Origin of the sequence: Nocardia blacklockiae, from assembly GCF_015477355.1 — a bacterium.
GTDB classification, from domain to species: domain Bacteria; phylum Actinomycetota; class Actinomycetes; order Mycobacteriales; family Mycobacteriaceae; genus Nocardia; species Nocardia blacklockiae.
The window spans coordinates 1-24,317 of the sequence record NZ_JADLRJ010000016.1; the positions used below are offsets into that span (position 1 = coordinate 1).

The 24,317-nt window shown below is 67.4% G+C and carries 27 protein-coding genes and 1 pseudogene; 9 read left to right on the top strand and 19 right to left on the bottom strand.

The annotated features are described in order from the left end of the window. Both IU476_RS31425 and IU476_RS31430 read left to right on the top strand, forming a co-directional pair. Positions 1-187: pseudogene (locus IU476_RS31425) on the top strand (TetR/AcrR family transcriptional regulator); the annotation flags it as partial. A gap of 170 nt (positions 188-357) precedes the next feature. Continuing rightward, positions 358-828 (top strand): recombinase family protein, encoded by a 471-nt coding sequence (locus IU476_RS31430; RefSeq protein ID WP_228824625.1) that lies wholly within the window; start codon positions 358-360, stop codon positions 826-828. Positions 829-952: 124 nt separating this feature from the next. Here IU476_RS31430 and IU476_RS31435 read toward each other — a convergent pair whose 3' ends face one another. Next, complete coding sequence (locus tag IU476_RS31435; RefSeq protein ID WP_195105947.1) at positions 953-1,270, bottom strand: hypothetical protein; 318 nt, start codon at positions 1,268-1,270, stop codon at positions 953-955. Between the two features lie 80 nt (positions 1,271-1,350). On the opposite strand from IU476_RS31435, the gene IU476_RS31440 reads away from it, so the two are divergent. After that, positions 1,351-1,518, top strand: coding sequence for a hypothetical protein (locus IU476_RS31440; protein ID WP_228824626.1), 168 nt, complete (start codon positions 1,351-1,353; stop codon positions 1,516-1,518). A gap of 429 nt (positions 1,519-1,947) precedes the next feature. Next, complete coding sequence (locus IU476_RS31445) at positions 1,948-2,391, top strand: NUDIX domain-containing protein (RefSeq protein WP_324194473.1); 444 nt, start codon at positions 1,948-1,950, stop codon at positions 2,389-2,391. On the opposite strand, the gene IU476_RS37175 is transcribed toward IU476_RS31445, so the two are convergent. The 6 genes from IU476_RS37175 to folE are packed head-to-tail and all read right to left on the bottom strand — an operon-like array spanning position 2,379 to position 7,026. After that, positions 2,379-3,641: a glycosyltransferase family 4 protein gene (locus tag IU476_RS37175; protein WP_195105949.1), complete on the bottom strand. Its 1,263-nt coding sequence runs from the start codon at positions 3,639-3,641 to the stop codon at positions 2,379-2,381. The two genes, IU476_RS31445 and IU476_RS37175, sit on opposite strands and share 13 nt — an antisense overlap. After that, on the bottom strand, positions 3,638-4,306 hold the full coding sequence (locus IU476_RS36910; RefSeq protein WP_195105950.1) for an AAA family ATPase: 669 nt from the start codon (positions 4,304-4,306) through the stop codon (positions 3,638-3,640). Before IU476_RS36910 ends, IU476_RS37175 begins: the two co-directional genes overlap by 4 nt. Continuing rightward, a complete protein-coding gene (locus tag IU476_RS31460; RefSeq protein WP_195105951.1) occupies positions 4,275-5,198 on the bottom strand; it encodes a DUF2797 domain-containing protein in 924 nt (307 codons plus the stop codon). Before IU476_RS31460 ends, IU476_RS36910 begins: the two co-directional genes overlap by 32 nt. Further along, the gene (locus IU476_RS31465; protein WP_195105952.1) at positions 5,122-5,949 is read right to left on the bottom strand and encodes a hypothetical protein; all 828 of its coding nucleotides are present in this window, start codon (positions 5,947-5,949) and stop codon (positions 5,122-5,124) included. Before IU476_RS31465 ends, IU476_RS31460 begins: the two co-directional genes overlap by 77 nt. Then, positions 5,946-6,470: a 6-pyruvoyl trahydropterin synthase family protein gene (locus IU476_RS31470; RefSeq protein ID WP_195105953.1), complete on the bottom strand. Its 525-nt coding sequence runs from the start codon at positions 6,468-6,470 to the stop codon at positions 5,946-5,948. The genes IU476_RS31465 and IU476_RS31470 overlap by 4 nt, the downstream gene beginning before the upstream one ends. Before the next feature lie 10 nt (positions 6,471-6,480). Then, positions 6,481-7,026, bottom strand: a complete 546-nt coding sequence (gene folE / locus IU476_RS31475; RefSeq protein WP_228824640.1) for a GTP cyclohydrolase I — start codon at positions 7,024-7,026, stop codon at positions 6,481-6,483. 224 nt (positions 7,027-7,250) lie between these two features. Between folE and IU476_RS31480 the strand changes: the two genes are divergently transcribed. Beyond that, positions 7,251-8,183 carry a helix-turn-helix domain-containing protein gene (locus IU476_RS31480; protein WP_195105955.1) on the top strand — a complete coding sequence of 311 codons (933 nt, stop codon included), beginning with the start codon at positions 7,251-7,253 and terminating at the stop codon, positions 8,181-8,183. 31 nt (positions 8,184-8,214) lie between these two features. Beyond that, positions 8,215-8,784 (top strand): peptide deformylase, encoded by a 570-nt coding sequence (locus IU476_RS31485; protein ID WP_195105956.1) that lies wholly within the window; start codon positions 8,215-8,217, stop codon positions 8,782-8,784. 33 nt (positions 8,785-8,817) lie between these two features. Here IU476_RS31485 and IU476_RS31490 read toward each other — a convergent pair whose 3' ends face one another. Then, positions 8,818-8,958: a hypothetical protein gene (locus IU476_RS31490; protein WP_195105957.1), complete on the bottom strand. Its 141-nt coding sequence runs from the start codon at positions 8,956-8,958 to the stop codon at positions 8,818-8,820. 156 nt (positions 8,959-9,114) lie between these two features. Further along, on the bottom strand, positions 9,115-9,357 hold the full coding sequence (locus IU476_RS31495; RefSeq protein WP_195105958.1) for a hypothetical protein: 243 nt from the start codon (positions 9,355-9,357) through the stop codon (positions 9,115-9,117). A gap of 262 nt (positions 9,358-9,619) precedes the next feature. Here IU476_RS31495 and IU476_RS31500 point away from each other — a divergent pair, with 262 nt between their 5' ends. Both IU476_RS31500 and IU476_RS31505 read left to right on the top strand, forming a co-directional pair. Then, positions 9,620-14,833 (top strand): AAA family ATPase, encoded by a 5,214-nt coding sequence (locus IU476_RS31500; RefSeq protein ID WP_195105959.1) that lies wholly within the window; start codon positions 9,620-9,622, stop codon positions 14,831-14,833. Then, positions 14,830-15,912, top strand: coding sequence for a hypothetical protein (locus tag IU476_RS31505; RefSeq protein ID WP_195105960.1), 1,083 nt, complete (start codon positions 14,830-14,832; stop codon positions 15,910-15,912). Before IU476_RS31500 ends, IU476_RS31505 begins: the two co-directional genes overlap by 4 nt. Positions 15,913-16,164: 252 nt before the next feature. On the opposite strand, the gene IU476_RS31510 is transcribed toward IU476_RS31505, so the two are convergent. Continuing rightward, positions 16,165-16,425: a hypothetical protein gene (locus IU476_RS31510; RefSeq protein ID WP_195105961.1), complete on the bottom strand. Its 261-nt coding sequence runs from the start codon at positions 16,423-16,425 to the stop codon at positions 16,165-16,167. 105 nt (positions 16,426-16,530) lie between these two features. On the opposite strand from IU476_RS31510, the gene IU476_RS31515 reads away from it, so the two are divergent. Then, entirely contained in the window at positions 16,531-16,692 is a 162-nt protein-coding gene (locus IU476_RS31515; RefSeq protein WP_195105962.1) for a hypothetical protein, read from the top strand. Between the two features lie 510 nt (positions 16,693-17,202). Here IU476_RS31515 and IU476_RS31520 read toward each other — a convergent pair. The 9 genes from IU476_RS31520 to IU476_RS31560 form a co-directional block, all read right to left on the bottom strand. Further along, positions 17,203-18,024: a hypothetical protein gene (locus IU476_RS31520; RefSeq protein WP_195105963.1), complete on the bottom strand. Its 822-nt coding sequence runs from the start codon at positions 18,022-18,024 to the stop codon at positions 17,203-17,205. Positions 18,025-18,520: 496 nt separating this feature from the next. Next, positions 18,521-19,543 (bottom strand): nucleoside hydrolase, encoded by a 1,023-nt coding sequence (locus tag IU476_RS31525; RefSeq protein WP_228824643.1) that lies wholly within the window; start codon positions 19,541-19,543, stop codon positions 18,521-18,523. A 2-nt stretch (positions 19,544-19,545) separates the two neighbouring features. Next, on the bottom strand, positions 19,546-20,298 hold the full coding sequence (locus tag IU476_RS31530; protein WP_195105965.1) for a helix-turn-helix domain-containing protein: 753 nt from the start codon (positions 20,296-20,298) through the stop codon (positions 19,546-19,548). Continuing rightward, positions 20,289-21,197: a hypothetical protein gene (locus tag IU476_RS31535; protein ID WP_195105966.1), complete on the bottom strand. Its 909-nt coding sequence runs from the start codon at positions 21,195-21,197 to the stop codon at positions 20,289-20,291. The genes IU476_RS31530 and IU476_RS31535 overlap by 10 nt, the downstream gene beginning before the upstream one ends. Beyond that, positions 21,194-21,577, bottom strand: coding sequence for a hypothetical protein (locus IU476_RS31540; RefSeq protein ID WP_195105967.1), 384 nt, complete (start codon positions 21,575-21,577; stop codon positions 21,194-21,196). The genes IU476_RS31535 and IU476_RS31540 overlap by 4 nt, the downstream gene beginning before the upstream one ends. Positions 21,578-21,702: 125 nt before the next feature. Beyond that, on the bottom strand, positions 21,703-22,326 hold the full coding sequence (locus IU476_RS31545) for a hypothetical protein (protein WP_195105968.1): 624 nt from the start codon (positions 22,324-22,326) through the stop codon (positions 21,703-21,705). Position 22,327: 1 nt separating this feature from the next. Continuing rightward, the gene (locus IU476_RS31550) at positions 22,328-22,822 is read right to left on the bottom strand and encodes a hypothetical protein (protein WP_195105969.1); all 495 of its coding nucleotides are present in this window, start codon (positions 22,820-22,822) and stop codon (positions 22,328-22,330) included. Between the two features lie 239 nt (positions 22,823-23,061). Then, positions 23,062-23,280: a hypothetical protein gene (locus IU476_RS31555; RefSeq protein ID WP_195105970.1), complete on the bottom strand. Its 219-nt coding sequence runs from the start codon at positions 23,278-23,280 to the stop codon at positions 23,062-23,064. Between the two features lie 6 nt (positions 23,281-23,286). After that, on the bottom strand, positions 23,287-24,288 hold the full coding sequence (locus IU476_RS31560) for an SAM-dependent methyltransferase (protein WP_195105971.1): 1,002 nt from the start codon (positions 24,286-24,288) through the stop codon (positions 23,287-23,289). Positions 24,289-24,317 lie beyond the last annotated feature (29 nt).

The window sequence follows — 24,317 nt, forward strand, 5'->3', positions numbered from 1 at the left end:
CGGGCGACGCACCGACCACGGCACCGGGGACGAGGCGGCGGTCAGCATGCCGCCGGAAATGGCGATCGTGCTCATCGGCGGCCTGCGGGAACTGATCGCCGTCCAGGTCGAAAGCGGACGCCCGCTCACCGACCTCACCGACGCCGCGGTGGCGATCACCACCGCGCTGCTCACCACCACCGCCTGAAGCCCGCCGAATCGCCTCGCGAGGACTGAGAGCGTTCGGAAAACGAGCTTGATCTCAACCGGGTCGGCGCGGGTATCCGCGCAGGACGCGATGTTCGGAAACCCGCTCGTTTACCGGTACCCTCACACCAGGTTGTCGAACACGTGTGCCGAACGCTCGGGGGACCGGAGATGGCGCTCGTCGGGCTCGTGCGGGTGAGCACCAGTAAGCAGGAGACCGCGCGTCAGCACGACGACCTCGATCCGATCTGCGTGCGAGTGTTCGAGGAGAAGCTCAGCGGCGCACTGAAGCTGGCCGACCGGCCCGGGCTGCAGGCCGCGCTGGACTTCATGCGGCCCGGCGACATGCTCACCGTCCAGGAAGCCGACCGGCTCGGCCGCAACCTCCTCGAAGGGCTGATCGTGCTCAACGATCTGTTCCAGCAGGGCGTGGCCGTGAAGATCCTGCACGGCATCGCCGCCGGGGAGCACACCGAGCGGAGCCTGATCCTTGACCTGGCGCTCGCGCTCGCCGAGGACCGGCGCCTCGACATCGCGCAAGACCCGCGACGGCCTGGACGCCGCCGCGCGCAGCGGTCGCAAGGGGGCCCCGGCCACGCGTGGTCGACGACGACAACGCCGCGCGATCCTCGCCCGCCATGACGAAGGCCAGTCGCTGCGGGAGATCGCGCGCGGTGTCGGCGTCAGCCTCGCGGTCGTGCACGCCGAGGTGAAGGCCGCCGCCAGCGGCGCGGCGGAGGTCGTCTCGTGAACGAGCGGGGCCTGGTCATTCCACCGGGTCGTAGGGAATCGCGAACTCGAAGTCGCGATGGCCGTAAGGGACGAGCTTCTTACCAGCTTGAGCCTTCCGCAGGTACTCGCGGACCTCGGCGGCGTCGCCAGCCCCGAGTCCGGCGCTCAGGCACTGCTCCTCGAAGGTCTCCGGGGTGACCCGCAACCGAGTCCACCGCTGCGGCTCGTTCATCAAGGTCGCCTTCATCTTCGCGAGTTCGTGAATCGACAGTTCGCCACCGGACATCTCCGCATTGCGGGCAAGGAACTCGGCGATACTCACGATGTCCGCGGGAAGTTCCGAAACGTCCATGATCACAGTGTCGCAGCCCCAGGTCAGCGCGACCGCGAATCCGCTCGGCTACTGACATCTCCCGGAAAAACCCTACTGACATGCCGTGGAAACGCGTGGGAACTCGCAACAAACGCCGCGCGATCCGGGGCCGCCACACCGAGGGCCAATCGCTGCGCGAGATCGCCCGCGGCGTGGGCGTCAGCCTGGCGGTAGTACACAGCGAGGTGAAGGCCGAGCAGGCAGCGGAATCCGCAGGTCAGCCCTGACCCCTCACGTTGCATCCACTGAGTTTTCGTGCGGCCTACCGCTGGCATCTGCTGCGGTTTCCCCAGCTCAAGTCATTGACATTCTCGTGCGGCCTCGCACCTGACCGATGCGAAACATACTTGTTTCGCATGGCGTCCATCTCCTCCGAATTGCTTCGGGGATACGCCCGTTAATGGAGAGAAACGGACGCATACAGTGCGCCTTGGCCACACGAGGCCGAGCCATGGCCGTCCGTGAGCGGCGTCGATCCTTTCTCAATTCACAAGCCGGGTCCTGGAATTGCCCGTTCGTTAGGCACGGAGATCGTGGTCCTCGCCGTTCCGGACTGTGTGGCGGCGCGTGTAGCGGCAGTGAGCGTGGTTGGGTGTGCTGCTGTGACAGTCGAGATTTTCCGGTGGGTTCGCGGTCCTGTTCCGGACGGTATGACGGTGGCGCAGGTGTACGGGTGGTTGTTCGACGACACGGGCGCTGTGTTGATCCAAAATGTCGGCGACGGCTACAACCTGCCGGGCGGTTCCCCCGAGCCGCTCGATCAGGGTGATCCGGTGCGAACGCTGCGGCGGGAAGCGTTGGAGGAGTCGCAGGTCACGGTCGCTGACGTCGCGTATTTGGGTTTCGAGCTCGTCGAGCGGGGCGGGTCGATGGTGGCGTTGGTGCGGATGGCCGGCCGGATCGGTGAGTTTCTGCGACGCCATCCTGATCCTGATGGCGGTCGGTTGTTCGGGCGGCTGATGGTGCCGCTCGACGACGCGCCAGGGTTGCTGGGGTGGGGTTTGTCGGGGCGTGAGCAGGCGTCGGCCGCGGAGCGGGTCGCGGTGGCGCGGTGGGATTTGCCGGTGTCGTCGCCGGGCGTGGTCGTCTACAGGGAGTGATCGGCGAGGGGTGTGAGCCAGGGCGCTTGGTCAGTGAGCAGGCGGCGGACCGCGCGACGGTGGTCGAACCGGTCTCGAGCGAATTGTCGTGCGCGGTGGAGCATCTCGGTGCGGGCACCGGGCTCGAGAGTGAGCGCGGTGGTGAGGGTTTCGGCGAGGGCGGCGGGGTGTCGAGGTGGTGTGGTGAATCCGGTGTGGCCGTTGAGGACTTGTTCGGCGAGTCCTCCGGCGGTGGTGGCAATGACGGGGCCGGCGCCGGCGGCGTAGGCCTCGATCGGTATGCGTCCGAAGGGTTCCGCGCGGGAGGGGACGATGACGCCGCGCAGGTCGGGGTGTGTGAGCAGGGTGCGGAGGGCGGGTGTGAATCGGGTGAGCAGGGTAGCGTCGAAGGATTGGGTGGTGATGCGATCGGCGAGGTGGCGCTGGTAGCGGTTGAGTTCCGGGTTGTCGGTGACGGCGGCCAGGACCAGGTGCGGGATGCCGGTGCTGGTGCGGCGCAGGATCGCGAGGGCGTCGAGGAGGTCGTCGAAGCCTTTGTAGGGGTGAGCGCGCCCCATGGCCAGGAGGAAGCCGCCGCGGGCCGCGTCGGGCAGCAGCCGGTCGTCGGCCGATCCGAGTGTCCAGTCGCGGGGTCCCAGGCCGTCGGGGAAGTCGATCAGGGTGTCGTGGGGGATCCAGTAGTGGCTGGTGAGGTGGTGTCGCATGTAGTGGGAGATGGCGGCGATCCGGCCGCCGTGGGTGCTGGTGGCGTGCAGGCCGTAGGACTCCCAGGCGCGGCGTTCGCGGTCGGCGGGTGCGTGGATGGCGGCGGTGGAGCGGGGCACGACCACCATGGTCGACACGACCTCGGCGGGCAGCAGTGCCGCGAGGCCGACGAACGGGACGTCGAAGGCGAGCACCAGCGAGGGCCTGCTGCCGGTGGGCGTGAGCCGCTGCAAGATGTCGGCGGTGTCGGTGACGAGCCGCCGGAACTGCGGTAGTCCGCCGAACCGGGTGCGGCCGCTGGTGCCGTTGTCGACGGGCACCACCTCGGTATGTGCTCGGGCGAGCAGTCGTTCGGTGTCGGCATGCCAGGCGCTGTCGTATTCGGGACTCGATACCGACAGCGACACCGGCAGGACGACGAGCTTCACCTCGGGCGGCAGCAGGTCGATGAGGATGTCGAGGAAGACCCGGTTGGCGTGCCCGGCACCGGACCCGCATCCGTAGAAGCCGTCGTGCAGAGCGACGGTGAGCATCGGCCGGGTCACCGCGGCACCTTCCGGTCGTCGCGACGACACCGCGTCTGGTCGAGTGCCTGGATGACGGTTTCGATCTCGGGGTGGTGCAGGTGGTGCCAGCTCGTGGTCGTCAGGCGTGCGGCCAGGGCGGGGTGGGTGGCGCGGAGGGCGGTGGCGGGGTCGGCGTAGAAGGCGGCCAGCCGGTGCAGGGCCGGCGTGGTGCTCCACGGGTGTGCTGTGGTGAGGCGGTGGCGGCGGCGCCGGAGGCTGGTGTCCACGCTGGTGGTCAGCACGAGGTAGGCGTCGGCGAGTGCCAGGACACCCGCGTCGAGGTGCGCGCAGATCCAGTCGGCCCGGCGTCTCAGGAGGGCCGGGTCGGCGATGCTGTGGGCGTAGGCCAGGATCGACAGCCAGTCGCGGTCGAGATACACGGGGCGGCCGGTGGCGGCGAGCGTGCGGGCCTGCTGGTGTTTGAGCAGGTAGTTGCGGGTGTGGGCGGTGTCGTCGTCGACGCCGGGGTGCTCGGCGAGCGGTACGACCGTTCCGGTGGGGGTGGTGTATTCGCCGATGACGTGACGGCCTTGGGCGGCAAGGAGCTTCGCGGTGGTGGTCTTGCCGGTGCCGGGCATGCCTTCGAGGACGAGCAGCGGTCCGGCCGGGTGGTCAGAACAATGCGGATTGGCCGGTGTCGGCATCGTCGCTCCTGGACAGATCGAGACTGGTGCGCGGTGTCCCGGACGTGCGGGTGGCGGTGGCCCGCTGGATGGGCCAGCCGGCCAGCAGGCGCGTGTTCAGCAGGACCGGGCCGTCGTCGGTGTCCAGCAGCAGCTCCCGGCCGATCAGGCAGCGGACCGATCCGGCGATCCGGGCGCCCGGCCGCAGCTCGGTGATCTCGTCGACGCGGCCGGTGGGCAGGTGGTCGAGGCCGAACAGCGCGGTGTGGTCGACCGGTGTGCACGGCTGCCGTAGGAGGCCGCCCGGCCAGGGGATCACCGCGCCGATCCGGGCGTAGGCGTCACGCAGCTCGGTGAGGTGCTGACCGGGGTCGCTCAGTCGTCCCCAGGCGGCGAGTTTGGTGGGTCGTCGGTAGCGTTCGGCGGCGATCCCGCTGTCGGCGATGGCTTTCTCCATCGCGCGGACCGCCGTCAGTCCTGCGCGGGTCAGCCAGGTGTAGGCCAGGGCGCCTTGTTCGGCGAGGCGGTCGCTGCCGCGGTCGGTGGCGGTGAGGCCGACCTTGAGCAGGCCCGGCCCGAGCCACGCCAGGTACAGGCCGTATTCGCGGCCGTCGTCGACCATCTGGTCACGGGCCAGCCGGTGCCCGGTGTCGGCGTCCGCGCACGCCGAGCATTGGGCGGTGGTCGCGGTGGCGGGGATCGAGGTGGTGAACGGGCACGGCTGGCGGCGGCCGGAGCCGGGCTTCCAGATGCCGACGCAGTGCCGTCGCCCGCCGGCCTCGAGGCCGATCGGTGCGCCGAGGTACAGGGGGCGGGAGCGTTGCGTGCCGGACGGGTCAACCGCGGTGAGGGCCGGTTGGTTGCGGGTCCAGGAGATGCCGGTGGCGGTCCATGCGGTCGGCGGCGTGGTCATGCTCGTACCTCTCATACAGCGCGGTGAGGGTGTCGGGGCCGAACAGGTGCGCGATGTCGCACCAGGCGTCGCCGGGGTTGTCCGGCATGTGCAGGTGGTTGCGCAAGATATCGGTGCCGCCCAGCCGCCGCCGGATACCGGTTTTGATGTCCTTGGCGCTGGCCCGGCCGTCCGGATCGGCGAGGAGCAAAAACGCCCGGACCGGGCCGGAGGTGAGGTAGTCGTCCTGCGCGAGGGTGTATTCTGCGCCGTAGGCGTCGGGATACAGGCGGCGGGCGTCGCTGGGCCGCAGCCGCATCGGTCTGCTGTCGACCATCTGATAGGAGCGCGCCAGCAGCGTGCGCACGGCGTCGCTGTCCGCGCCGGGTTTGGTCAGCGCGCACGACAGCCGCCACGCCGGCCAGATGATCTCGGGCGCCGCGGCGCGCATCGACTGCGCCCACTCCTGCAGGCACTCGCAGGCGCGCGGGCCGAGGATTTCGGGATGTCCGGGAGGCTCCATCGCGCCCAGTTCGGCGGCATCCCGGCGGCACACCGAGCATCCGCTCCGCGCCGGGAGGGAGCCGATTCCCAGGATCCGGGTGCTGGTCGCGGCACGGTAGGACACCCACCAGCTATCCCACACGCTGTCCATCACCACGCCCGGCAGCTGCTCGGTGCGGGCGCAGAGCCGGCGCTCGACGGTCCACGCCAGCAGCGCCTTCACCCGGTCGCGGTGGCCTGCCCGGGCGGGGTCGACCTGGGTGCTCACCGGTGCGCCCTCCTCGTCTCGGCAAGGATGAAGTCTGCTCGCGCGGTCGCCGCCGTGCCCGGAGCTTCCGACAACTCCAGTTCGACACCGTCGACGCCGTGCTCGGCCACGACCGGCAGCAGCTGTTCGAGCAGGTAGGTGGCGAGCAGTTCGGTCGAGGTGTTGGTGATCGGCAGCACCACCGTATCCCCCGCCGGGAACACATACCGTTTGCCCGGGCTCGCGACCCGCACGCTGTCACCCTCGTGTTCGATCACCACGCCCGGACAGTCCGCAGCGAGCAGCACGCGCCGGCGCAGCGGGGTGATCGCGTGGCGCAGCGCCGCTTTCACCGCGCTGAAATCCGCCACCATCCCGGCCTTGCCCATCCCGCCGCGCAACCGCAGGACGGGAATGTAGGTGTGCCCGTGCAACGGCTCGAATTCGCCGTCGTGCCAGCCGGTGTGCGCGGCCGGGAACCGGAACTCCCCGCCACCGATCTCGATACTCGTTGTGCCGCTTACTGTTTCGCTGAGGTTCACGACGTGTCCTTCAGTGCGGGGAGAAGGCGAGGGTGAAGAATTCGCTGCGCGCTCGCGGGTCGCCCAGGAGCCGGCCCAGCAGCGCGGAGGTGACGGTGGCGGTGCCGGGTGCCTGCGCGCCGCGCAGGGTCATGCACAAGTGTTCCGCGCGGACCACCACACCGACCCCTTCCGGGACGAGGTGGTCGGCCAGCCACTGCGCGATCTGCTGGGTCATGCGCTCTTGGGTTTGCGGGCGGCAGGCGAACAGCTCGACCACACGGGCGAGTTTGGAGATGCCGATGATTTGCCCGGCGGGCAGATAACCGACGTGCGCGGTGCCGATGAACGGCAGCCCGTGATGCTCACACACCGACCGGAAACCGATGTCCTGCACCAGCACCAGCTGCTCGTAATGCTCGTCGTTGTCGAACACCGTCAGATCGAACTCCCGCGGTGTCAGCAACTCCGCGTAGGCGCGGGCCATCCGGCCCGGCGTCTCCCGCAACGACGGACCGGCCAGATCGACCCCGAGCGCCCGCAGGAACGCGGCCGCGGCCACCTCCGCCTCGCTCATGTCCCGGTGCGCGGCGTCGGCGCTCACCCGCTGCCGGGCTCGCGGACGGTGCGGGGAGGTCGGGCCGGTCACCAGCGTGTCACTCATGGCGGTCCTCATTTCGTTTACCTTGCGGGCCAACGCGTGTGAGACCAGTGAACCGGTGGCGAGCCCGGTGAAGGAATGATGAACTGGACCTCATTCACGCTTCACTCAACTCACGCCGAAGCCGGGGGAACAGGGCTGTGAACACGCCGTCGGGAACCAGCACCACCGCCGCGCAAGCCGCCGGCGCCTTCGGCGCCGAGGTGGCCTACTGGCGCGAAGTGCGCGGGCTGTCGAAACGGGCCCTCGCCGCACAGATGGGTTTCGATCCCTCCTACATCAGCCACATCGAAGCCGGCCGCCACAAGCCGACCGAGGACTTCGCCCGCAAAGCCGACGCGGCACTCGACACCGGCCACGCCATCTTGAAACGCTGGCGCGACTACGAAACCGCCAAAGCCCACACCCCGCGCACGACCGCCGCCCTCCCCTCGGCGCCGGTATCCGGCTACGCCGGCACCGAGCTGGTCGTCGAACACGACGCCGCGCGCCTGGACTACGACGGCACCGCCTACCGGCTCACCATGCGACGGCTGCTCCGCAACACCGGCACCGACCCGGTCACCCGCTACCTCATCCGCATCAGCGTCAACCGCTACCCCGAGGACCCCGAACGATCGAAACAGCACTACCGCCACCACCCCCTCACCCTCGACGAACTGGCACTCACCGCGACCTGCCGCGACGAACCCATGCGGTGGGAAGTGAAACACGACCAGGACGCGTTCAAAGAGATCTGGCTGCAGTTCGAAAACCAGCACGGACGATTCCCGCTGTATCCGGGCCAATCGGTGTGGATCTGCTACGACTACACCGTGAGCGACGACAAATGGGGCCGCTGGTTCCAGCGCGCCGTCCGGCTACCCACCGAACGGCTGGAAGTGCAACTCGCCTTCCCCACCCACCTCGAGCCCACCGTCTGGGGCACCGAAACCTCCATGACCGCCGATGCCCGCCCGATCCCCACCCCACCGATCCGCCACGACGACCACGACACAGCGGTCTTCACCTGGAACACCCACCGGCCCCCGCTGCACTCCCGCTACCGGCTCGAATGGCGCTTCGGCTCCTGACTCCCCACCACCACGCACGGAAGGAACCACCGTGATCGAGGCCAACCCCAGCGACACCATGCGCGATCTCGGCATCATCCAATCCGGCGCCACCATCCTCACCCGGCCGGCCACCCCCTTCGACCTGCCCGCCGAGGCCGACACCGCCCGCGCGATCGTCGATGACCTGCGATCCGCGATGGACCGCGTGCAACGTGTCCACCCCTTCGCCAAAGGCATGGGCATCGCCGCACCCCAGATCGGCGTCGGCCGCCGCGCCGCCGTCGTCCAGCCCCCCGGTGACAACACCGAGCCGATCATCCTGCTCAACCCGCGCATCGTGGCCCACTCCGACGACGAGGACGAACAGTACGAAGGCTGCCTCAGCTTCTTCGACGTCCGCGGAATAGTCCCGCGCCCGCTGTCCCTCACCATCGAAACCACCACTCTCACAGGCGCACTCACCACCACCGAATACCGCAACGGCCTCGCCCGCCTCATCCACCACGAACTCGACCACCTCGACGGCATCCTCTACACCGCCCGCATGCGCCCCGACCTCAAACCGATCCCGCTCTCCGAGTACCGCCACACCGGACGAGCCTGGAGCTACCAGCAGTAAGCCACTATCGCCCGCCCTCGACACTGGCGGCGGTCACTCAGGTTCGGCGAGCCAGCGCAGCACCGTGCCGAACTTGCCGACCGCCGCGGCGTTGCTCACGACGCCGTCCGCTGATGTCCGGGCCGCTTTGGTGATGGTTCCTCGCGCCGTCGAGTACCGCAGTTCAACGACCACACCCCGGCGTTCTACAACCAGGCGTCCCTCGCCGGTGTCACGGCTGCGCCAGCCCCGATACACGGCCTCCGCGCGTTCCCTATTGAATCGGCATGTTGATACAGGTTGGTGAGCGAGGACGAGTGGGAAGGTGACGTGTGTACTGGGTCGTACAGATCAATGTGCGGCGGCGCTCGCGCGCTTCCATGGGCGAGCGGCCAGGACCCAGGCGGTGGCGTACCCGTACTTCTGAACGTGCCAGTGCCCGCCGAGCCCGGCGGCCGGGGAGGTCAGAAACTTCGCCGATCCGAAGTCATCGTCGAGGCTCATGACCGGCGTGCGGTAATCGCCGGCGGCGGCCTGGGCGGTGATTTTGTGCAGCGCGGCGAGGATCGCGGCCCGGAAATTGGTAGAGGACATGCTGTCCTTCCTTTCACTATTCAATTTTGCATTTCAGTTGTGGTGCACCCCGGGTAGGACCGGCGCCTGTTGTCTCGATGTGGTGTGCGGGGACAGTCAGCACGAGTATCAGGTCGACCCGTCGGTCTCGGCGTAGCGCACGAGCGGCCACTGTGCTGAATGTATTGACATCCCCTTGAGATGGAGGCGAACACGTCGGACCTCCATGCGATCATCGGCCTTGGGTCTCGAACTGACAGAACCGGACGAGTTGAGGATGTGAATGAACCTGAGGGTCACCCATCAGGGGTATGCGTACCAAGATCTCATCACCGGCATCGCTCTTGTCGACCTGATGCTCGGCACGGCCGTCGCTGTCACGGTGGATACCAAAGGATTTGACGGTGACCGGTTCGACGACTTGAACATTGTTTACCGGGCAGGTCGACGTGTCCGTATCCAGATCAAGCACACAGCCCAAGATCGCAAACTCAGCAAGGATACGTTCTCTGCCGACCGGCGAAGCTTGAAACTCGACAAGCTCTTCGACTCGTTACTGCATGACCTCGCGCAGGAACCTGGAACCACGTACCGCGTCGTCGTCCGCGATAACAGCCCCGAAGGAGATCTCGCCGAAGTTCTGAAAACTGTTGACCCCGTTGATGATCCGGGGGACCCGTTGCCCGGCGTCATCACACACAGGTTCAGGTTCGACCCTGAGTCGCTCCGCAGCAGCAATCCGTGGAAAAAGCTAATCGCGCACCTGACAGATGATCAGGTTCAGGCAGCATGTGACCATCTGACGGTCGACACAGGCGCTCCGGCATCGACGTTGGATTTCTCTGCTCCCGGACCTGCGGAGCGTGTGCTTCTTCGCCGTGTTACTGAAGAACTCGGAGCTGGCCGCGCACCCAACGCTGATATCACACCCGAACACGCGGCACTCGCCCTCGCGTACGCGGCCACAGGTGCGCGTGCCCTCGACGGGAGCGTGGAGCGGAAAAGGCTCTTCCCTCAAGTTGGGCTCATCACCGATTTCGGTGCGGTCGCAGAAGGGCACCCTGTCGAAGCGGCGGTCGCCGTACCGCGTATTGATGCTGCAATCGAACTGCGTAGACACGTTGATGCCGTCGCACCGGTGGGCGGGCGGGTTGTGGTCATCGGCGAACCCGGTGTCGGGAAATCGTGGCTCTGTGAACAACTCGCGGATACCTGCCGGGACGCCGACTGGATCGTTGCCCGGCACCATTGCTGGCTGGGTGGGAGCGATGTCGACCACGGCGAGCGCGTACTGACCGATGTTGTGATCGGCAGCCTCCTGCGTCAGCTCGAACGAGTCGTGCCCGAGGTGACAGTCGAGCTTCGACCGAGATTCGCCGCTACACCGGAGGCACTCACGGCAGCGATCCAGACATGCCGCTCCACGCATCCTCATCGGAACGTGCTCCTCATCGTGGACGGTCTCGACCACGTCGACCGAGTAGTGGGTCGGCGCACCAATCAACAAACGGGACCCTCTCGCCTGCTTGTCGACCAACTTGCGGCCATCGACCTGCCCAGCGGCGTTGGCATGCTCATCGCCAGCCAACCCGGCGAGCACCTGGAAAATGCCGCCCCTGCGACGGATGGTCCGATACAGCTGCCCCGGATGTCGTGGGACGAAGTCCGCGCACTCGCGCGAAAGCACGGACTCCTCGATGTACCCATCGGAGGAGATCCGCTCGATGTCGGCGACGAGCAGCGAATTGTCGATCTCGTTTATGACCGCTCGGGCGGCAATGCCCTGTTTGCTACCTACCTGTGCAGGTATGCGACGCGCGTCTCGCCGCTCGACACTGACGACTCAGTACCGGTCACGGCTGACGAGATCGTTCACCGATTGACCCTCGTCCCCGACACAGCCACAGATATCGACTCCTATTACGCATATCTACTCGACGCGATGACCAATGACCAGCGGTTCGCGATCGGGACGCTGGCAATGTGCGGCTTCGCCCTGAGCGCGGACGAACTCGGTGAAATGTTCCCTCAGACAAGACCCCTACTGATGTCGGCACTCCAGACGCTGGCACCGGTTCTGACGTCACATCCCGGCCTCGGTGGTTTGCGCATCCATCACGAGAGCTTCAGCCGACACGTCCTTCGCGACAACGACGAGCAATGGGTCACGTTGATCCGCGAGAGCATCGCTGAGTGGCTGTCCGCTCGCGGATTTTTCACCGACGCCAGAGCGTTCAGGCATCTTCCCGAACTGCTCGCCCAGCTCGACCGATATAACGAACTCAAAGAACTGATCCGGCCAGGGTTCGTGGCTGAGGCCGTTCGCGCGCTCCAGCCGCCCGAGGCGCTCGTGCAGGTCGTCAGTGTGATTGTCCGCGAAAGCCGAGCCCGGCTCGACTGGCCGACCCTTATCGCATGTGTGGAGTCCCGCAAGTCGATCGACACCTACGAAACCGAGTCGCTGTCGAACTCGATCGTGGAATACGCGGACGTCGTAGTCTCGGTTCTCGGCGCTGACACCGTCGCCGAACGTCTTGTCTACGAAGGGCGCCCGACCTTCCCGTCGCAGTGGGGGCTGCGCCTTTGCCGGGCGATCGACCAAGCCGGTGTCGCCGCGCCGTGGAAGGTTTACATCGAAACCCATGACCGGGAAGTAGAACGAGGCGGCGGCGAATACGGTTCGGACCGCGACGGCACTGTGCAGCTCGCCCTGCAGCTCGGGGCGCTGCGTCTGCGCACTCAACGTGACGACATCGGCGATGACCTCGCCGATCGGGTGGCCGAGCACCTCGAATTGGACCACGATGCGTCGCTAAACGATCTCACCGTCGTGTTCACTGCCGGTCTCCCACCGGCAGTCATGCCCGCCGTCGCCGCGGCGATGACGAACCGGGACAAGGCAGCGCAGGTATACCTGACGCTCGCGGACCTCGCAGCCATTGAGACCCCCGGACTGCCGGACCCGGCCGTTCTCGCTCAAGAAGCATGCACTCGCGCTCCAGCGCTCGACATCAGCAGATACCTCCGCCACGGTATCCCCGCTTATGAAATCCTCGCCAACCTCGGGACCACTGATCTCGAAGCAGAACTCCAGAAGATCACCCGCGCGGTCGTGGCCGGCCCTACCGCCGATCACAATGCCGTCCGGCAATGGCTCGGCTATCTCGCACTCGCGCACGCGATCGACCGCAGCATCCCGCTGGCACTCAACCCCACGCTCAGCGGCCCCGGTTTCTACCGCGCGTGGATGCGGTACACCGTCGCCACCATCGGTATCGCCGACGACGTCGCCGCGGGCACCACCTCACCGGAAGCTGCGTCCACCGCAGTGTATGTCGCACTCACAGATCTGGCGGCAGAAGCGCAGCCGTTCACCGGTAAGCCCCGAGCCTGCGATCTGTACTTCGTACACCCGCTCATCCACGAAACTATCGAGAAATCCCTTGTCGTCGTGCAACATTGCGACTTGGATGCCGTTCTGGACCGCCTCATCGCTATCGGCGACGGCACTACCACCTCCTCCAATCTGGGACTGCCCGAGAACGGTCCCCTCGCAACCAACGACCTCCTCGAAATCCTCTCCCGAGTCTCCGGCCGCATCGGAATTGACGCCATCCATGCGCTGATGACTGTGATCCGCGAACGCCGCAAGGACACCGCCACCCAGTATCGAGTGACCGCTGGCTTCGAACTCGCAACGGCCCGCATCTGCTGCGCCGCCGGAGTCACAGACGAAGCAGGCAACTGCTGGAAGCGTGCATGCCTGTTGCTTACCAGCTACGGCGGACACAAAGATCCGACCATCTCTGAAATCATTGACAGCATTGAAGACATTGCCGCGGTCGACATCGACACCGCTCGTGCGGATCTCGCAAAACTAATCGATCTCACGTATCTGGTTTGGCAACACACCGACGGACGCGGCACCTCACACTTCGTGAATTCGTGGTGGGAAAAGGCCGCGAGCATCGACCCGACCGCCGCAGCGATCGACGGCGCCGACATCCTTCTGGGGCATCTCGGATTCGAAGACAGCCGCGTACATTCCGCGCACACGCACCTCCTGGAGAACCGGGTCGAGACCGCCGACCCTGTGGTTCTTGCTGCGCTTCGACTGACTGTCGGGACGGGCTGGCGCCGACCGGACACTGACCTGCGGCTGCTGAGACGCCTTCACCGCGAGGCCGGAGTCGGTCCGCGGATCGACTCGATGCTCGCCATCGTGGCGAACAACATCGCGGCCTCCTACGACGACCAAGCGGTGATGTACTCCAGCGACCAGCCCAAAACGATCGTCACACCCGAGCTGGTTGACGCGATCGTCCGGCTCGGCGGCCCTCAGTTCGGTATCCGGACGCCGCGGGCCGAGCAGGAGGTCCGAAACAGTTTGCCCTGGGGTTCCGGCCCCATGCCTGACTCGACCGAGACCCAGCGGCGCCTGGCCAACACCCAACGTCCCATCATCCCCGCAGGCCGAGCCGGTGCGGTGCTCGCGGCGCGTGACCACAAGCACAAGCAGTACCGCGACGACCCCACAGCACCGCGGTGGGATATCGACGCATTGGCGAATGCCATCGGCTGGCGCATCCTCGAAGTGACCGTCGACAGCGGAGCCGAAGCCGGAATCGACCTCATCGATGACGTCGCCCGCGAAATATCCCGCCACTCCGACAACGAAATCTTCGCCACCCTCGGTGAGGGCCTCGCCCTCCGCTGTGACGGCACATCCGACGCATTGACCACGGTCGCCAGCTACTGCCTGACGCTCGCCTACATCCGCATCCGCGGCGGAGGAGGCTGGCGGACGTTGGCCGGCAGGGAACGAACGCGACTGTGGACCGCCGCCCACGACCTCGAGCCGGCGATCGCAGAACGAACTCTGGCCGCCGCGGTGGCTGCGACGGTCGACGCCGACGCGCAACACACCTACGGCATCACCCAGGCAATTGTCGCGGCATTCGCCGCAAGGCCGACCGACACCCAGGAAGGAACCGCAGCCGCGTGCTGGAACGCTGCGTTTTCCATCATTAAACACCGGCTTCCGGGAACAGCGAGCAGATCCGACCACACCTACCGGCCGACAGCCAACCCCGACACAGAAGAAAATCTGGACCGCGCGATGGCCACACTCGCACTCGCGACGATCTCACAACCGATGCGGGCCGACCTGCGGCGGACACTTCTCGCGACCGCTCTGCTACTCACCTGCCGTCCAGCCATCGGACAAGCGGCACTCGCTCACGTACTCACCCTGGCTCTCGACGCAGGCCGGACAACATGGCTTCTGGACGTCCTTCGAACCTGTCCTCAAAACGAACTCAGCGATGAACTGGCGTCCGAACTGACCCGGCTCGTCTCCACCGACTGGCTCTCGGTACATGCGCTCGCAGCCCGGATCCTGGATATGTACGGCCGCGCGTATCCGGCCCGGCAGGTAACCGAAGCCGCACCGCAGATCGGTACCGCATTCCATCAACTGCCCAGGGAGCATCAGTGACATTTGAGACACCCCAACAGCACGTGGAAGGCCTAGTCGACATGTTCATCGGGGAACGCCTCGATAACGCAGGCAACCCTGCAGGGCTGCGCGAAGCAGTCATCGACCGGATCGCTCGCCGCGTGGACTACTTCGAGCAACGCGGCCCGGCGCAAATCGACAGCCTGCGGTCGCCATCCAGTAGACGCATACCCGACGCGTATCTCGTAGACGAAGAAACCATCGAGAACGAACTCCAAGAAGCGGCCGCAGGCCTTCCGCCCGCCCAAACACACCTCTCATCGAATGTGCAATGGCCACTGCGGTGCGAAGCCTCCCGCGTTCCACGCCCCCCGACACGACCCAGCGTGCTCAGCTGGTCGCTGACACCCATCCCGTGGCTCGACGACGACACCGAATGGCCACCAGCCGGTGCAACCATGCTCGACGATGTCCGGCAACTCACCGGAACCGACGGGCAACCACCACTCGTCGCTGAGGCACCATACCCGGGGTGGGTCCAACTCGGGATGATCGAACACCAAAGAACGCTCGCATTGTCCCATCCTCGTACCCCCGCTCGGCGCATATTGATCATCACCGGACTCGAAATATGCGATGGGCCACCACCATCCGGCAGCACACCGCTGTCCAGCAGCCCACCAAACTCCTGGGCAGTGGCCCACAATCAACTCGCGCCACACATCGACACCGCCTACGCCCGAACAATTCTCAGCACCACCCAAGGACCTCTCGCCGCCCTCACCAACTACGAAGGTCAACCAGGAGCTCCCGACCGCGAACGCGGCATAGGATTACATTGGCCCACACTCGTTCCCCGAATCGAAGTCATCGCCCTCCTCGGCCTCCGGCCCGAAACACCAGCACTCCGGCACCTTCTGATCGACGACAACGGCCCAGCGCTCGTCGGCCGGCACTGGCGCGGCTTCCTCATCCACGACGGCAGCTACCACCCGCTCGAACCAGCTGTCGAGGGCACCGATCTGCTCCTCCGTCCCGACCTGTACACCACTCTCGAACACACCGTCGGCAAAGACCGACTCGCCCTCGGCGTCACCGTCACCCACTCCGAGAGCTAGACATTCCAATTGCACGTCGATATGACTATCCGTGCCTGCCCCCAGCCGCCGCAGCCATTGTCAGCGAATCCGTCGGATCGGCACGGGCTGATCTGCCTCAAGTGACGATCGGCTTCGTCGGCGGCGACCTCCGCCCAGCTCAGAGAAGTTGGTCGAGGGCTCCCCAGGCCGCAGTTACTACAACGTGTCTCAATACACTCGCGATCCATCATCCAGACACCACGCCCCTACGGCACCGGAGATCCCAAAAGTTCAACATGTTGACTTGACAGGAAAAGCGCGCACGCGCTCGACTTGTGTCGCACCGGCTGTGACAGGGCGGTCGCTGCGGGAGACGACGACCAGATCATCCCCGCTGCTCCACAACCGTTCCGACGACAGACCGCCGCTGCCGATCCCGTAGCTGTACCAGTTCCCGTCGTCACCGCGCTGGAACGGCCGCACCCGATCCGACACCTCCGTCGGGCCTTGAACGACGATCGAATCCGCGCCCAACGCCGCCAGCTCGGCCACGCCGGACACGCGCGGCCCCGAGTCCACGCTGGCGCTCTCGGCCCGAGGAGGTTCGGGCGAAGGGCCCGCCGGTGACACGGCTTCGGCGATCGACTCGGCGAGCAGTTGCTCGTCGGCGAGTTAGCGGCCGATTTCGACACTGGTCACCAGCCGCACGAATCCGCCGTGCACCATGGCCGCCAGCTCACCCAGCGCCGCGGCGGTGTCGCGGTCGATCTCGTCCGCGTCGTCTGCGGCCGCGACGTCGATCCGGAGGGTCGTGGCTGAATCGGGACCCGTACATCCGCCCGATGTTGGTGGCCGGAGACGTCTCTTGCAAGAGTGTGTCGAGTGCGCTGGCGATTGCGCTGCCTTCCATCTACGCGCGCACATCGGTCAATAGCGGATGTTTGCCACGTATGCGCTCGGCCGTCAGTAGTCGGGAATTGAGCGGAGCGGTGAGAACAACGATGGAAGAACGGTGACAGATACCGTGATCCGGTCACCCGAAACATCAAACTCGGGCACACCGACCGGTGACAGATATGTTGGTCAGTCACACATGACCAGCCCGCCACCGGGCCGATCCGTGGTGTGATGATCGGCTACCCAGGCATTCACGAAGCGGTTGTGCTAGCAGGTAACTGGATGCGGGCCGGTGCGTCCCGCGAACCACATCCAGCTGCCTGTACCGCTGTCATAAAGGCGAGCTTTGTGGTAGCCCGATCGCGGCCCGACGCCCTCGGTCGTCGTTGAGACCGAGGGCGAGTTCCGGGAAGCAGGTGGGCGACCAGCGTGTCACGGGCCGGGGTATCCGCCGTGTGTGGGTCGGCGGCTGGCGACAGGCGGGTCCTGCCCGGCCGACGCGGCGGGATCCGGGACAGGGACGACGGCCACCACAGCAGCAGTGTGAGGATCCGACGACACCACTTCCGTCGAATCACCGGCACGACGCAATGCCGCGATCTTCTCGTGGAGATCCTTGATCCGCGGCTCGAGTTCTCCTTCCTCGGGGTGCGGCAACGGCCCGCGCCGGCTGTCCGACCACTCTCGCGCCTTGAGCCGCCACCGCTGTGTCTTCGTGGCATGGGCAGGCACCTCGATTGTCCTCCTGATCGGCGTATACACGAAGGAGGACAACCCGCGCACCTGGTAGTAGACCGGATCCAGCCAACCTACGAAGTCGCGTGCGAAAAGGAACAAAAGAACCGCGGGAAGAAAGAGGACCAGGGCTTGAGGGTTCCAGGTTCGCCATTCGGGCGGAATCTGGTTCTCGGGCTCTCCGACCGCGATCAGCAGCCTCGCCCAGACCCCGCTGGCGAGCAACGCGAGGCCCGTGGTGAAAAGCCCCACGAGGACAAAAGTCCACCAGCCCAAAAGCCGGTTGAGATCCCTTCGGGGCCTCGTCTCGTCGAGGCCGTACAACTGAACGCGCAACTCGACATAGTCATTGAGCCATGCCTTGGTCGGGCCCTCGGGCAGATCCTTCGCCAACGCGGCGTCATCTTTCAATGAGGCCCAGCGGCCGTGCCGCCGGTTATTCCACCACTGAACCCCGGCCTGCACCGACGCACCCGCGACAGCGCCGACCAAGCCTGATACAAGGAGTTGGGCTTCCACGAAAACGTATAGCTTCGAGCCGCGCACCGTTACAGAAGCGGCCCGGAGGGCGCTGCCGAATTCGCTCTGCCGCAGTCACTTCCACAGAAGACGCAGCGCAAGGCCAGGAATCAGAGTTCCGGATGAAACAGGCGGGGCGAGTGAAGACGTCACAGTGAACACCAGCGACGGTCCTCACGACAAGAAGTAGTCCTTCCTCCAGGCGGTCGGCCATGCGCGGCAACCACCACACGCCCCTCCTCCACCATGCCGGTGCGACGAAGCAGCGTCCGGGCCAGGCCCTCAGCGTCGATCCACTCCCTCTATTAAGATCCCGCGGCCTCCCTTCCGCCCGGGTCCGTGCGATTCCGCGTTGTCGTCCGCGTCGGTGGCGGCCCGACATCGCTGAGCCTCGCCCGCTGACGTCGTGATGTCAGTGGGTCAGCTGTCCGGATGCATATCGCGGCGGAGGTCGATCATGGTGCGGCTCCTTCCGAGAGAGTGGGTGGACCGGGGGTTAGGGGTGGTGCCAGGTGCAGGACAGGCCGAGCTGATCGACGAGCCACTGCCGGACCGCGGGGTAGTTCGCGGCGAGCACGACCTGGATCGGCAGACCACCCTGTTCGGCGCGCATGCGGCCGTCGGCAGCGAACGCCACCGGCACCCGCACCACATGTGCGAACCACATCCCCAGCGCCACAGCAAGATTCAACGGATCGTGCTGTTTGCTGGTACGGCCGTCGAACGCGGCCGCCCACCGGTCCAGGTGCTCGGCCAGCAGCCGCGCCCACGACGGGGAATCCGCCGCGGCGAGCACGCGATACACCGAGTGGCCGGGGTCGGTGGGAGCGGGCCCGACGGCGATCTCGTCGGTGAAGGTCACATCCGACAAGGTGAGCGTCAGGTGCGGGGCGGTGACCGCGACGAACAGGGCGGCCTCCGGGTCCAGGCGGACGTTGTGCTCGGCCCGGGTGGGGTCGCGGTAGTGCAGGGCCCCACCCATCTGGGTGATCACCAGCCGTCGGGCCAGCTCCGGGCATTCCCGCAGCACCCGGGCGAGATTCGTCATGGGCCCGCACCCGACCCACCGCACCGGCCCCGCGTACCGCGCGCACACCGCGCGCACCGCGTCGACGACATCACCGGCCTGGGCCGGTATCGAGGTGGGGACGAGGCCGTCGACGACCCAGTAGCGGCGGTTGGCCAGGTCGGCTCCGGCGACAACCAGCACGTCGGGGCGCCCGAGGAGATCCAGCAGGTAGCGGGCGAGCCGGGCGCGCTCGCCGTCGATTTCGTCGCTGGTGAGCACCAGGCACAGTTCGGGCAGTCTGGCCGCGCAGGCCAGGGCGAACGCGTCGTCGGGGTCCCCGCCGATATCGAGATCGAGGACGATCGGTGCCGCGACAGCCCACCGGCCGGGCGGGGCCGGGCGCAGGTCGACGGTGTCGATCGCGGCGAGTTCGGGATAGCGGCGCGCCAGATCCGCTGTCGCCCCGGCGATGTCGAGTTCGATACGGTCGTGCCGGGGTGCGGCGAGCATGGTCACAGGCGGCTCCCGTAGGGAGCTGACACTTGCGGCCCGTCGTCGGCTGTCGCTGTGCCCGGCCGTTCGGGAATCGTGGCGTGCGCGCGCAGGAGGTGGGCTGGTGCTGCGGAGGACGTTGGGTTCTTCCGGCGGGCTCGTCGGCGAAGGTCGGCAGCGAGTCGGGTGAGGGTGATCAGCTCGGCGCAGGCGTCGATGCTCGCGTCGGCGTGGGTGCACCAGGCGGCGATCTCGTCCGGGCGGGCCCGGCGTCGCCCCGCTTCGGTGTCGCGGGCCTTCTGCGCTGTCCAGCCGAGCCGGTCGGCGAACTTGTCGACGCTGCATCCGGTGGCCAGTCGCAGCGCCCGCAACCGCGCCCCGACCCGATAGGTCGCGCGCTGCGCCGGTGTGCGTACCCATCCCTTGGGGCGGGTCCATTGCGCGGCCGCGTGCCGCAGCCAGCGCGCACCGGCCTCGGTGATCACCCACGCTTCGTCCACCCGGCCCGTCGCGGATCGACTCGACGCTGCGGCCGGAGCGCTGTCGTCTGCGGGACAGGCCAAGGGGCGCAGGGCGATTCGGTGAGCGAGCCCGCCGTCTTCGAGGGCGGCAGCGGCGCGGGCGATCGCCGTCGGCCGTGCTCCGCGGGTCCGGCGGGCCGCGTGGACCAGCACCGGCCATGGCACCGGCGCGGCGGCGTCGGCGAGTTCGCTCAGCAGCACCCACCGCAGCACCACGGTCTCCGGCACGCTCGACGCACTGGTCACGGCCATCGGCTGCCCCCAAATGTGTGGGGCGGTGCGGACATGCCATGCGAGTTCGCCGCGGCGGCATGAGGGTCGGGCTCGGACAGGATCTTGGCCGGTGCCGGGGAGGGGCCCGGGTCGGCGACGTCGATGCCGAGTCCGGCGACGGCGCAGCGGTCACACAACCGGCACCGGAACCCGGGCACGGGCCGCGCCCGCACCCTCGCAGTCAGGTAGCGACCGGCCAGGCTCGCGAAGATTGTGTAGTGGCCGCCGAGCAGGCACACCATCGCCAGCGTCCAGGTCCGGCGACCATGCAGGGTGACCCCGGTGGCCGTCGGCTCACCGCAGGTGATGCACCGGTTCCCGCCGATGATCGGCAGCGCCCGCTCCCGCTCTCGCCACGCTGGCGGCAGCGGAGGCGGGGTGGTGGAGGGTAGTCGCGGCCGCTGTGCGGGCATGTTGGCCGGGGGATGTCCGGTGCGGAGGGTTTCGTAGGTGTGGCAGGCGCGAGCGAAGTGGTATTCGGCGGGGTCGTCGTGGGCGTGGCCGGTCGCGGGGGCCTCGGCGACCGCGGCGCGCGCATCAGCGAGGTCCTCGATGGCGGCGGCGATCCGTTCGGCGGCGGGATCGTCCGGTCCGCCCGCCGCGGTGATCAGAACCTGGGTCAGGTACCGGGCGACGGTGAGGTCGACGTCGATGCCCAGCGTGCGGAACGCGGTGCTCGCGGTCTCGATATCGCGGACGGTGCCGTCGGGCCGGGTACGGACGATCGCGAGGGCATCGCCGCGGTACCAGGCCGGTACCTGCGCGAACAACCATCCGGCCCGCAGCACGGTCACGGCGGGATGGCCGGGATCGAAGCTCCCGCCCATCGCGGCCAGCAACTCCTCCAGGCTGGGCAGCGGCGGTGGCGTGCCGCTCACGACGCGTCCCCCGGTCGCGATGCGCCCTGACGGCGCAGTGCCGGGCAGTACCGGGACGCCTGGTGACCGGCCTGGGCGGTGTGCTGGTGGTCGTGCAGGTCGGTGCGTAGCGCCGCCTCGAACTGGGCGAGGTAGCCGCACAGCAGGGACGTGGCTTCCTGGTCGTGCAGGCCGCTGCCGGTCAACTGCTCGATCATGGCGAGGAGACCGGCATCGCGGCCGGTCCGGTCCCCGTGACGGCCGACCAAATAGCTGCCGGCGAGCGTGACGACGAATTCGTCGCCGTGGCGGGCGGCCAGGGTCGTGATCAGCTCATCGGTCCGGGGCGTCGCCCTGGACCCGAACGAGTCCGAGACCGCGGACAAGGGATAGGACAGCATAGGTGCCTTTCTCGGGAATGAGGGAGGTACGCCGCCCGGGTCACGCGCACCACGTGCGCGGGGAACGAGCGCACGGGTGGCTGTGGCGGGCGGGCGGTTCGGTGGTGGCTCAGCGACTCAGTGATTCAGTGGCCCTCGGTGCCGGTGCCGGTGTTCTCCGGCCACACCCGGCGGGGCGGGTACTGAGCGCCGTCGTCTTCTGGTCCTTGGTCTTTCGGTAACCGCAACCGGCCCTCTCGTGCCGCGGCGGCGAGTTCGTTGAACGACTCGATGCACCAGGTGAGTGCGGCGGCGTCGCGTGCGGCGTGCCCGGGGTCGTGCTGGCGCAGCGCGTACAGGACGTATCTCCAGATCAGCCACGCCACCCATTGGCCGTAGGTCGACGGACTCAGCGGCGTAACCACTTGGTGGGCAACGGATTTGAGGTGTCCGTCGGCTTCCTGGTCGAGGAGGAACACCGCCAGGTTGAGTTTCTCGTTCAGCAGGGCCACCTCGTCGGGGTCCGTGGGCCTGTGCTCGTGGGTGTAGCGCCACATGCCCACCATTTCGCGGGCGATCCGCAGCATCGCCGTCCCCGGTTCCTCGATCCCCGCGCACACCCGCAGGAACGGTGCCGCGTCGGGCAGCGGGGTATCCGGGGTCGCTTCCACCCCCGGCAGCGAGACAATCAGCGGCCGCTCCGCAGAGAACCCGTAGTAGACGTGACCGGTCCGGCCAGCAGACGATCCGGTCGCAGAATCGGCAGCCATCTCACGGCACCTCCACCGGTCGGGCTGGCGCGGGCAGGTGCGCCTCGCTTGTCTCGTCGTCCGAGCTGCCGCTGGCGCGGGGATCACCGGGCTCGAGGTTTTCCCCGTCCTGTGCGACAACGAGATTCGGCAGCAGGTAGCCGCGGTCGCCGTAGAAGGACATGTACAGCAGGACTGCGCTGACCGTGGCCGCGGAATCGCCGCGATCCCGGATGAGGCGATCGGCGAAGCACGCCATGGTCCAGGCCGGTCCGGCACCATCGACGAGGACGGCTGGTTCGCCGTGGCGCAGGTAGGTGCCGGGTTCGTCGACGTCGTCGAAGTCCAGCAGCCGCCACGTCACCGGACGCGTCTCGTCGGTGGGTTTCATGTATCGGCACGCGGCCGTCAGCTCCTGCGGCGTCACCGACATCGGACTCAGCCCGTGGACATGAGTGGAGAACGTGTCGGCCGACCAATCGACGCCGCTGAGCCGCTCCGCGGTAATCACCCACATCAGCGCACAACCTCCCCTGCGAACCACACCCGTGCGCCCGCACGGCCGGATAGCGAAAACATGTGCCGGAATTCCTTTCACTCGAAATCGGAGAACGACGCCCAAACCGGCCGCGCCACGACCGCCGACGGACCCCGTCGCCGCCCCGCACTGGGTCACAACGCCGTAGAGCCTTCGGTCGACGGAAAAGTATTGCCAGGCAAGCGGTTCGGGCCCTCGATGCGGAGCGCCCGGCTGTCTCAGTCCCATAGCTCGGCGCAGGGCAGCGGCGGAAGATCGCGCCGTACCTGGTCGTCGACGGTGACGCGCAGGTCCAGGCCGGCGAAGGTGCGGACGAGTTCGTCGGCGACGTGCCGTGCTTGTTCGGCGCTGGCCTGATAATCCAGGGCGAGAGCGCCGGATTCGATATGGATGTGCCGCAGATCGCGTGGCGGCCGGGGCGGAGTGGCAGGTGGCATGGCTGATCACCTCCCGGGCAGCAGCCGGTGGCCGGATTCGACCTGGGCGGCCAGGCCGTCATAGCCCGCGCACCGTGCGGTCACGAGGGCCTGGTTGCTGCCACACCGGACAGCGACCAGGGACACGGCCAGTGCGCTCTCCGCCACGGCCACTCCACGGCCTCGCGGCGTATCGATGCTCATCAGCATGTCTCCCGGCTGTTGGTCGGGGTCGGGGATGCGGCCGAGGCCGCACAGGATCAGGCGAGCCTCCATGGGTAGTGGTGTGGCCGAGGCGACCGCGGTCGGCCAGGCCGTGAGGTCGCTGATCCCGGGCGGCAGCAGTTCCAGGCCGTCGAAGCACGCCTCGATCTCCGCGCGGCTGCGGAACCAGCCGGACCCGACGAACGCGGTGAACTGCTGCTGCAGCACCGCCGCGTACAGGTGCGCAGCGCTACGAAGCCCGGGATCGGTGTAGTGACTGGCCACGATCCAGGACCCGGGCGCGAGCATCGCGCGCCACCGGCGCACCACCGTGGCATGGCCAGGGTCGTCGGGGACATGCGGCAGCGAATCCGGCAGCAGCACCGCGACCGGCCGCGACCAGTCCACCACCGAGCCGGCCGCCCGCACCCGGTGCCGCACGTCGGCGGGGTCGGTGAGGTCGGCGCGCACCGCGTGGACGACGACGTGGTCGGCCAGCTCGGCATGGTTGTACAAGGCCGCCAACGGATCCGCCTCGACGTACACCACCCGCGCGGGCCGTCCACCCAGGGCCCGTGACGCCAGCTCGTGCACCGCGGGCTCGCTGGCCACGGGCAGCCCGGCACCGAGCACCAGGAACTGATCCACCCCGGCCGCGGCGAGGTCACACACCCGATGCCGCAGCCACTCACGGCTGGCCCGCACCGCCAGCTCCCAGCCGGTCGCGTACCCAGTCACGTAATGGCAGGCGTCGCGGTCGACCGGGTAATGATCCTTGCCCCGCAACCAGTGGTTGTACATCCGGCACAGACTCGGACGCCCCACGTCCGCACCCACCGCAGCGGCCGGGGCCG